6 protein-coding genes are annotated in these 11,021 nt (G+C 31.8%); all 6 read right to left on the bottom strand.

Annotation, left to right across the window (positions count from 1 at the left end):
- Positions 1–306: 306 nt before the first annotated feature.
- Positions 307–3,126 carry a M16 family metallopeptidase gene (locus ABYI63_RS16470; protein WP_372757938.1) on the bottom strand — a complete coding sequence of 940 codons (2,820 nt, stop codon included), beginning with the start codon at positions 3,124–3,126 and terminating at the stop codon, positions 307–309.
- Between the two features lie 83 nt (positions 3,127–3,209).
- The gene (locus ABYI63_RS16465) at positions 3,210–3,416 is read right to left on the bottom strand and encodes a PLD nuclease N-terminal domain-containing protein (RefSeq protein ID WP_372757936.1); all 207 of its coding nucleotides are present in this window, start codon (positions 3,414–3,416) and stop codon (positions 3,210–3,212) included.
- Between the two features lie 92 nt (positions 3,417–3,508).
- Positions 3,509–4,855: a RagB/SusD family nutrient uptake outer membrane protein gene (locus ABYI63_RS16460; RefSeq protein ID WP_372757934.1), complete on the bottom strand. Its 1,347-nt coding sequence runs from the start codon at positions 4,853–4,855 to the stop codon at positions 3,509–3,511.
- A gap of 102 nt (positions 4,856–4,957) precedes the next feature.
- Positions 4,958–8,407, bottom strand: a complete 3,450-nt coding sequence (locus tag ABYI63_RS16455) for a SusC/RagA family TonB-linked outer membrane protein (RefSeq protein ID WP_372757932.1) — start codon at positions 8,405–8,407, stop codon at positions 4,958–4,960.
- Positions 8,408–8,656: 249 nt separating this feature from the next.
- On the bottom strand, positions 8,657–9,811 hold the full coding sequence (locus ABYI63_RS16450; protein ID WP_372757930.1) for a FecR family protein: 1,155 nt from the start codon (positions 9,809–9,811) through the stop codon (positions 8,657–8,659).
- Positions 9,812–9,933: 122 nt separating this feature from the next.
- Entirely contained in the window at positions 9,934–10,455 is a 522-nt protein-coding gene (locus ABYI63_RS16445; RefSeq protein WP_372757928.1) for an RNA polymerase sigma-70 factor, read from the bottom strand.
- Positions 10,456–11,021 lie beyond the last annotated feature (566 nt).

Below are 11,021 nucleotides of genomic sequence, written 5' to 3'. Positions count from 1 at the left end.
TATGTACCCATAATGGTTATCAATTGTATGATGAACCAGCTCTTGTAACCCCATTAAAAAGAGTGAACCCTTAATTGGGTGCATAGTAAAAGAAAGGTGCCTAAATAGGGCACCTTTCTTGACTAATTCAGATAAGAAAAATTGTAACTCTCATTCCTTATCCAAATTCAAACGGTTGGGTATTTATAGAATTAGAGAAAACATCTATTTTTTTATACATATAACAAGCTTGACAAGGTGGCAGCATTTATTTAAACAAATATACATTTTATATTCAGCATATTATAACATTTTAAAATGGTCCAATTAATTTTCAGGAATCAAAATAAACTCGGCATAATTGCTCTCATCAAAATAAATATTTGCTGCGTCTTGAAAAGTTTTAGAATTTATTTTTTCAATATCAGATTTATAATCTAAAATAGATCCGAAGTCTGACCCATTTTCATAAAGTTCTTTCAATTTATATGACCAATAACCGTTAATTTCAAGATATTCTTTGGTGTTGGCTAATTCTGCTTCTTTAATTTTATTTACATCTTCTAAAGACGCCCCGTTTAGTTTGATTTTATTGATTTCCTCAAAAACTTTTTTAATAAGTTTATCTACATTTTCTGGGGCACATGAAAAGTTGACATTCATTCTATACCACTCATAAGGTTTATCGGTAGTAAAACCTGAAACTTTAACACCATAGACTCCTGACATTTTTTCCCTTAACTCTTCAGTAAGCTTAATCTTAAGTAGTTTTCCTAATAGGACTATTTGTTCTTTGTTCTCCTCTGAGTAATTAAGTATTCCAGTAAATCTCATATCAACAACACTCTTATTATCAACCCCTTTTATAACGGTTTTTTTAATAACACCTGTTGGCCTACGTAACCCTGTGTCTTTCCATGTGCTTTTTTCTTTTAAATTAGAAGGCAGACTGCCTAAGTACTGTGCTGTAAATTTCTTTAAAGCTTCCATCTCAAAGCTTCCCACAAAAACAAACGTAAAACCATTGGCTGAAGAAAAACGCTCTTTATAAAACTTATAGGCTTCGTCAAGATTTAGTTCATTTTCAATTTGCTCAACAGTTAGTGGTATGGATCTTAAATGATTTTGGGACATCGTTTGGTCTATTATTTTCTCAAAATAAGTACCTGGGCTATTATCTTGATCTTTATAAAGAGATTTCATGTTTTCTTTATCCGCTGCAAAAACATTTTTATCCTTATTAGGTTTAGTGAAATATAAATTCACCATCTGTAACATGGTTTCTAGATCCTTTGAAGAACTGCTTCCTGAAAAAAGATCGTCATAATAATTTATTCTAGGCGTTACATTTACAGTTTTGCCCATATTTATTTTCTTTAAATCTATATCTGAAATGTTATTAAAACCACTAGATCCTATTATAGTACCTGCATTTCTAGCTGAAACATACAACGAATCTGGAGCAACGGAACTTCCTCCAGGCCTAAAACCAGTCATAGATATTAAATCGTTTTGAAACTTAGTAGGTTTTGCTATAACCGTAATACCGTTTGATAAATGCCACGTAGTAACATCTACTTCCTTATTATAAGTTGATTTTGTAATCTTACCTGACTTTGGTTTAATTTGCATTAATTCTATGTTTTCTAAAGTATCCTTGTAAGGAGCTATTTCGCTTTGTGCAACATTAGAAATTATTTGTAATATTTCTTCTTCGTTAGGAACTACTAAATCTGTTTTTTCAATAGCATTTAAAACCACTGCCATATTTTTATCGCTTATCCATTCATTGGCTACTTTATTAACTTCCTCTATAGTAATGGCAGGTAATTGTTGTTTATAAAATGTATAAATAAATTCATCACTAGGAATTGGTTCATTATCAGTGAAGTTATCTATATATTGTTCTACATAATATTTTGTAGTTATTTTTCCTGATTCTTTTCTTCTAACATCAATATTATTTAGCAAATAAATTTTGTAACGCTCTAATTCCGAAGTAGTAAAACCATAACGTTTGGCACGTTCACTTTCTAAAACCAAAGCTTCTATACCTTGCTTTAATTGATCTTCTTTAAGTGTCGCCCTTAAATAATAGCTATCCATATTACCCAAAAAGTTTCCAATACCAGCGGTTCCAGATAGAAAGGGTGCATTAGGCTGTAATTCAACCTCCGAAAATCTTTGGCGTAACATACCTGTATATAATTTTTGCAAAAGCACTGCTTTATAATCGCTTAATGTATTTACTCTGGTTTCTTCTTTTTTACTATAAATAGAAATACTAACTCCTCTAGCCTCTTTATCTGTAATAACAGCAATTTTAGGTTCCGTATTTTCAGGAATTTTATAGTAAATTCTTTCTTTTGGATTTTTTACGGGTTCAATACTTTCAAAAATTGCTTTTACTTTCTTTTCTGTTTCATTAACGTCAAAATCTCCTACTAACACTAAAGCCATTAAATCTGGTCTGTACCAATCTTTATAATAACGCTTTAGGGCATTGTATTCAGCATTCATAATAATATCCAGCGTTCCAATTGGCGTTCTTTGGGCATATCTGGAGTTATTGGTAATTACTGGGATAGATTGGTAATACATGCGCATGCCCGCACCACTTCTTGCTCTTAATTCCTCGGCTACAATACCGCGTTCATTATCTATTTCTTCATCTTCAAAAGTAATACCATCTGCCCAATCGCGTAATACCTGTAAACTTGTTTTAAGCGTTTCTTCATCTGTAGGCACAGATAGTTTGTAAACGGTTTCATCAAAACCGGTATGTGCATTTAAATCGGCTCCAAATTCCACACCTAAACTTTGTAAATAGTCTATAAGTTTGTTTTTTTCGAAGCTTTTAGTGCCATTAAATGCCATGTGTTCTATAAAGTGGGCTAATCCTAGTTGGTCTTCATCTTCTACCACAGAACCTACTTTAAGCACTAAACGCAATTCTGCTTTATCTTTTGGTTTGGCATTTTGTTTTACATAATAAACTAACCCGTTACTTAACTTACCTATTTTAATTGTAGGGTCTGTAGGTATTTCTGAATCTAAAGTTGCTATATTCCAGGTCTTCTTTTGTGCTGAAAGTATCGATATACTTACAAGTAAGAAAAAGATGAATATTGTTTTGACATGTTTCATGATTGACGTTTTTTAATATCTATTGAAATATATGGTTTGGGTAAAATAGAAATTTAGTTTAAGTGATTTTTGGTTAAAAATTTCTAATTAACCTCATAATCGGATATATTACTATTTTTTTTAAGTTGAAAATAAAGTATGGCACCTAAAATTGGGAATAATGTAATGAACAATAACCAACCCATTTTATATTTGAAATTTTTAAATTTTGATTGTGAAAAATCCATTAATGTCCAAATCCAAAGAGCGATAGACAGCCCTAAAATAAATTGAATTACAAAATTTTGCATACCTCTATTATTTTTTAAAACAAGGGCTATAAAATTTTAAAGCGATTATAACCCTAATTTCAACTAAAAAACTAACTGAAAAAATTCAATTTTTATAAACCAACATAACCTGGGTTTTGCGCCCCAAACGATAAGTTTGTTTCTAACTCTGAAATAGGAATAGGTAAAATATATTGATTGGTGCTAGTTACACTTGGTCTAAGAGTTTCTAACTTACCAAATCGAATAGCAGCAAACCATACGGCACCTGTTTCAAAACTAAGTTCTTTAACATACTCGCTAAAAATTAAATCCAGTAATTGTTCTTTTGTGGAGTAAACCAAAGCTGGTGCTACACCGCTGTATGCTCTATTCCTTATGACATTAAGCGTGGTTTCAGCTTGAGACAATAAATTTAGTCGGGCTTGACATTCTGCTTTTATAAGATATACTTCTCCTAAACGCATATAATTTGTAGGACTTGCAGTTAAAGTTGTTGTGTATATTTTTTTAATCACCTTAGTTGTGCTTAAATAGGATGCAGTAGCTCTGGGATCGCCCAATAAATAATTTTGCACCCATGTTGAAGCCTTTACATTGGTCTGATAGAAACTAGACAATTTGTTGGATTGTCCTGTACCTACTGTTCTTGAAAAAATCACCTCACTATTTGCAGATCCTTTAAGAAACACATCTTCAAATTTAGTCTCTAATGAAACAGCCCCCGATGCAATTACCTCATTGGCTAAATTAATGGCTTCAATATAATTAGCATCACCACCTATATACATTAATACATTAGCTTTAAAAGCTTTAGCAGCTACTGCTGAAGCATAGTAATTTTTTGAAAATGGTGCATTTAAATTGATGCTTTTATCTAAATCGCTTAGTATAAAATCATAACTAGCCTGTACTGTTGAACGTGCTTTTTGACTATTTTCAACGGTAGAAAGTTTATCCCTAAGTACAATACCGTAATTACTGGAAATATCAAAAAATTGTCCAAAAAGACGTAAGGCCTGGTAATGACCAAAGGCTCTTAAAAAATAGGCTTCACTAAGCACTCTATCTCTTTCTGATTGAGATACAGCCTCGTTTCCTGAAACAGCGGCAATAGTAGCATTTGCAGAGTTTATAATATAATATGGCCATTCGTACATGGTGTTTGTAACAACATTTGAAGAATCAAATGTATTGTTTTTAGCTTCACTCCAAATACCAGTTAAACTAGCTGTAGGTGTTAACGAACCATCCATAATTGGTGGAACAAGCTCAAAATATTGTGCATAAAGCCAGTTTAATTGTGTATAAACCCCTATAAGAGACGTTTGTGCACTTTTATCATCGGTAACCAACTGTTCTTCAAACAAATAGTTTTCCGGTTTTACGTCTAAGGCATCATCACAAGAATTATATAAAAGACTAGTGAATATGCAGAGTAATATTATTTTATTTTTCATCTGTTATGTTTTTTTGAATTTTTAATTATCAAACCTATCCTTGAATGCATATTATTTCATTATGCCGATATTGTTAGGCCTCATTTTATATCAATTAAATCTTTAAAAAGTTAACCTTACACCTGCAACTATTTGTTTTGTTACTGGGTATTTGTTATTATCTACAGGTGTCCTAAAGCTGTTAGAATTTGAAAACTCCGGATCTGTTCCAGGGTATTTAGTTAAGGTAAATAAATTTGTAGCAGTTAGGTATATATAGAGTCCTTGAAAATTAATAGTCTCTAATACCTCTTTTGGCAAATTATACCCTAAGGTTACCGTTTTAATACGTAAATAATCGCCTTTTAAAACATACAAACTCGATATTCTATTATTTTGGTTACCACCTGTTAAATTGGTTCTATAAACAGCTCTTGGGTATTTCGCATCGGTATTCTCTGGGGTCCAACGGTCCAGTGCAATCAATTCCTTATTTCCCTGGTCGTTAAGAGATGTATAACTATAAGTATTCTCACCAGCTTTCCAATAAATATCATTGCCTACACTATAGTTTGCAAAAACGTTTAAAGACAAACCTTTATAATTTATATTGGTATTAATACCCCCAAAAAAATCTGGTTCAATGCTTCCAATATTTGTTACATCCGGACCTGAAGAAGATGTATTGACCACTCCATCACCATCTAAATCGGCAAAATAAATATCTCCAGGACCTGTTAAGGAAGCTTGATATAGGCCATCAGGTGCAGCTGAATTTAAAGCATCGATTTCTTCTTGTGTTTGAAACAATCCTTTAGCAACATGACCACGTATCAACCCAAGTGCTTGACCTTCTTTAAAATATAAACCATTTAAAGAAACACCACCAAACTCATCTTTATAACTACTATTTAAACGGATAATTTTACTCTTTGCGGTAGCCGCATTAAAACCTAGGTTCCATTTTAAATCTTTTGAATCTAGAATATTAAAGTTAAGTGTTAACTCATAACCACTATTTTGGGTATCGCCTAAGTTTGATATTACGGTGTACAAGCCACTTGAAGAAGGTAGCTCGGTTTGGTAAAGAACATCTTTTGTGTCTTTGATGTAATAGCCTATTTCACCTTTTATTTTGTTATCAAGCACCGCAAACTCAATTCCAAAATCTTTTTGGGTGGTTATTTCCCATTTTAAATCGGGGTTACCTATTCTTAATGGCACAACACCTGTATTGCCGTCATAAACTCCCAACGTGCTATTTAGCGCTCCAAATAAACTGAAAGACTGATTAGGATCGAAAGTTACATTACCCGATTGCCCAATACTGGTCCTAAGTTTTAAAAAATTTAAACCGTTCCAGTTTTCGGCAAATTTTTCTCTATGAATATTCCAGCCAATACCAAAAGAAGGGAATGATGCCCAACGGTTGTTTTCACCAAATTTAGAAGACCCATCAATTCTACCTCCAAAACTTAAAAGGTATTTATTGTCAAAATCATAAATAAACCTAGAGAAAAAAGACACCAATGTGCTTTCTGTAATAGCTTGTTGCGCTGAAAGGCTTTCACCCGCATAACTTATTCCCGTTAAAGTATCATCATTTGGAAAATTTTCTCCGTAATAACTGTTGGTTTCCGTTTTCTCGTTTTGAAAGGTATTACCAATTAATATATTGGCATTGCTTTTACCTACCGAAAAATCGTAAGTTAATGTGGTTTCTATAGATGGATTAAGGGTAGCTCTGTCTATTAGGTTTCCTCTTCCATTGGTAGATACCCCACTTTGTGTAAAGCTTGGGTAAAAAGAATAACTTTCAGCATTTATATGTTGTAAAATACCCGTAGTTTTCAGAAATAAATTTTCAATAGGTTCGTATTCCAAACCAACACTGGCCACCATTGAAAAATTGGTTGTAGTAACCCTTCTTTCCTTTGAAGAAAGCGGATTATACATGTCCCCTATCTGAGGAATTAAAGAACCATCTTCATTGTATGGTGTGGCGTCTGGCCTAATAAAAGTAGCCGCCTCTAAAGTGCTATAAAGACCATTTAAGGCATAATCACTTTCTAATCTCCCTAAATTTAAATTGCTGAAAAATGACAAATTGTCTTTTAAATTTTGTTTTAAATTTAAACCAAAGGCATATCTTGAAAGCTTGTCTCCAATAACAGCACCGTTATCATTTTGCAACGAAAGAGAAGAATAATAAGACCCTTTTTCACTTGCACCTCGTACACTAAAGGCATAATTACTTGTTTGCGACGTTTTTCTAATCGCTAAATCTTGCCAATCGGTATCTATATCTCTATTAATTTCTGTTCCGTTTAAAATACCTAACGCAAATGAATCGCTGGTAGGCACTACACCTCCAGAATTTACATAATTCTGTATGGCATCAGTATAAATCTCTTCGTATTGAGACGTGTTGAGTACATCTATTTTCTGAGTGATGTTAGATCGTTGTGTAATAGATAGTTCAAATTGAGGTTTGCTTGCTTTACTCCCGCTTTTAGTAGTTATGATTACTACACCTGCTGCTGCTCTAGAACCATATATGGCGGTTGCAGTAGCGTCTTTAAGTATGGAAATACTTTCAATATTATTAAAATCTAAAAATCCTAAATCGTTATTAAATCCTTCATTTTCAAGAGTCGTTGCATCATTACTACTAATGTAGTCAATAAAACCTGTATATCCTGGAATTTCAGTAGAAGGAGAAATGGGCACCCCATCTACCACGTACAAGGGCTGATTGGTACCTAATATAGAAGAACTCCCTCTAATTCTCACTCTAGCAGCAGATCCTGGTCTACCTGACGAACTACTAACCTGTACACCAGCAACTTGACCCTGTAAAGCATGATCCACATTTAATATATTACCTTGATTCGCAACACTTGCAACATCAACAACCCCTACCGACCCTGTAAAAGCTTCTTTTTTCACCTTTCCGTAAGCTACCACCACGGTTTCTTCAAGACCAGTTACCGATTCGCTTAATTCAATTTTTATGCGACTTTGGTTACCAACAACTATTTCTTTCGTTTCATAACCTATATAAGAAACTACTAAAATAGCATCTTTACTAGGCATTGAGATTCTAAAAACACCGTTAAAATCTGTGCTTACACCTACACTGCTACCTTTAACAACTATAGTAGCACCTGGTAATGGCTCTCCTTTAGTACTAGTAACAGTTCCTGTTATATCCTCTTGAAATAATTTTTCAACAGTTTTTTTGATTGAAAAAACAAAATTATCTTTCTCCTTAATCTTTGTAAGTAATATAATTTGTTTATCTACAACTTTGAAATCTATATTGCCACCATTAAAAAGAGCGTCCAATACGTTAGATAACTTTTCTTTATTATATGAGATACTTACAATTTTGTTCTTTTTAAAAACATCCTTTTCATATAAAAACTTAAATTCTGTTTTTCGCTCAATTTCACTTAAAACATCTTCCATTTTCATGTCCTTACAATTTAAGGTAACCTTTACATTCTGAGAATATGTATTGGCTTGAATTTGAAATAATGAAAAGAGAAACAAGATATAAGCTAGCTTCATTTTTAAACTAATTTTAGAGAGACATAGCAATTTACACATCTCTTCGATGAATTTTTTCATACTTTTGGTTTGATTTAGTGTGTTAGACATTTAAATCACTTTTTTTGAAAATCGGGAAATGCTGCAACATTTTCCGGTTTTTTTTGCAAATAAGCGGTTTATCTTGTTTGCCTTATCTATTTAAAAAGTGACTATTTTTAATTAAAGTGGTTATAATATGTAGTCAATTTTTCATCATAGGCTGTATTTTTAAGGATTAATAATAATTATATTTTTATTAAATTTATATGTGAAATTTCCAGAAATACTTAAACTTTCTAATACTTGGTAAATATCTTCAACATCAAATTTTGCTGTGAAATACCTACTCTCTAATGATTTATTATTGTTTTCAAAAATCACATTGTATTGACGCTCAAGCTTTTTTAGTATATCATTAAAAACTACTTCTTGCAATACTAATTTACCATCTAACCAAGCGGTATGGACTTCAACATCTGTTTTTTCAACTCGTATTAACTTGTTGTTCTTATGCCACGCGGCTTTATAATTTGGTTTTAACCGTGCAGCAGAATTTGATAAATAGTCATCTCCTGTTCTGTATGTAACAACAGCTCCTTCAACTAATACTGTATTTATGTTCTCATCTTCAGAATAAGATGATATGTTGAATTTAGTTCCTAACACCCTTACATTTATTTCATCGGCATTGACTATGAAAGGATGGTTGGCATCTTTCGCTACATCAAAAAAAGCTTCACCTTTTAAAAATACTTGACGACTTTCGCCTTTTAAAAACGTAACTGGAAACCTTAATGAAGAACCTGCATTTATATTCACTCTTGTACCATCTGACAGTTGGATTTCAAAGCGTTTACCATATGGAACTGTTACTGTGTTGTAAACTAAAAGCTCTTCTTCAGAATCACTAGTATATATTAATTTATCCCCTTTTTGATTTCCAACAATACGTCCTTTTGTATCTAATATTGAAGTTGAGTTTTGATCATCAATCACTTTTATCTCTCCACTGTCCAATTGCAGTGTGATTTGTTCACTAGGAATTATAAGTGTTGTTCGCTTAGTGAAATAACCTTGTTGATAGAAATATCCTAAACCAATAAATAAAACGATCATTGCTGCGTATTTAAACCATGAAAGCAAAAAAATAGGTTTCGTTTTCTCTGTTTTATGAACCTCCATCTTAGTTAATAATGATTCCCATGCTTTATTCTTATCTACTTTTGAATAATCTGTAAACTTTTGAGTTATCTTTTCAAAATCGATATTTTTTGAAAATGGGTAGTCTTTATTAAATTGTCTTAATTGATCTTTTTCCGAATCACTTAAAATTTTTAATTTCTTCTTTATTATTAATTTTGATATGATAAAAATATTATTCATTTATATTCACTATTTCGTTTAGTTATATATAGAACAACAGAGTTTAAAAAGAGTACTATTAATATTTATGTTTTTTTTTAAAATTTTGATTTTATGCTAAAACATAATCAGTATGTAGCACTTTAAGTCAGCAAGAAATAGATAAATGTCTGTAGATCTTTAAATTTTTCTCTTAAAATCTTGTAGGATTGAGATCTTAATGTTTTTACTGTTTGAAGTTCAATGCTCAGTACCTGGGCTATTTCATTATTTTTTAACCCTTTAAGACTTAGTTTAATAATTTCCTGTTTCCTTGGAGGCAGTGCTTCAATAGCTTTATACAGTTGTCTTGTAATTTCTTCCTCTAAAACTTGTTGTAAAAACAAATTATCATCCTCTAAAAATTGTACGTTAGTTGAAGTATATTTTTCTTTAACTTTATTGTGCTTAATAACATTAAAACACCTATTTCTAGTACTTTTGTACAAAAAAACCTTTAATGATAGCTCGTCTGGAAAAGTATTTTTATTTTCCCATAATTTTAAAAAAATATCCTGAACTAAATCTTCACATTCATCTCTTAAAGGCAAAAATCGGTTCGCATATTGAACAAGTGATTCGTAATATGTGTCGAAAATAAGCTTTAAATTACCTTTAGTAAACAATATACGTTTTTAAATCTAGGGGTTATAATAATAATTGAAGTCGTAAATTAAATAAAATTATATCAATTCAATAGTCATTTAGTATAGTTTATTATTTCTATTTGTAATTATAAAAAGTAAACTCTAAAAAATTGAGAACATATAAAATATCTTTCCCCAATTTTGTAAAACTCTTAATATAAACCATATTTCTTTGATATCATCCTATTACAAATCTAGGTAGCACACATACAAATCAATTTGAATTCTTGTTTCTTATAGTCCTGTTCATCCCATGCCCATAAACAACTTCCTCCCCTAAACTTTAATAGGAAGCTTTTCGTTTTTCAAGGCTATTACCTAAGGGTACATTTTAATAATCAATCTCTAAATCAATGCCTGATGTAACCTTAACCTTCAACAGGTGCCAACAGACTGCGAACTTGATGCCAATGGTAATTTATGTACCCATAATGGTTATCAATTGTATGATGAACCAGCTCTTGTAACCCCATTAAAAAGAGTGAACCCTTAATTGGGTGCATAGTAAAAAGAAAGGTGCCTATATAGGGCACCTTTCTTGACTA

The organism is Mariniflexile sp. (genome assembly GCF_041583155.1).
In the GTDB taxonomy this organism is placed as follows: Bacteria; Bacteroidota; Bacteroidia; order Flavobacteriales; family Flavobacteriaceae; genus Mariniflexile.
Note: the sequence above shows the minus strand (reverse complement) of the source record. Positions and strands in the feature narration are given on the sequence as shown.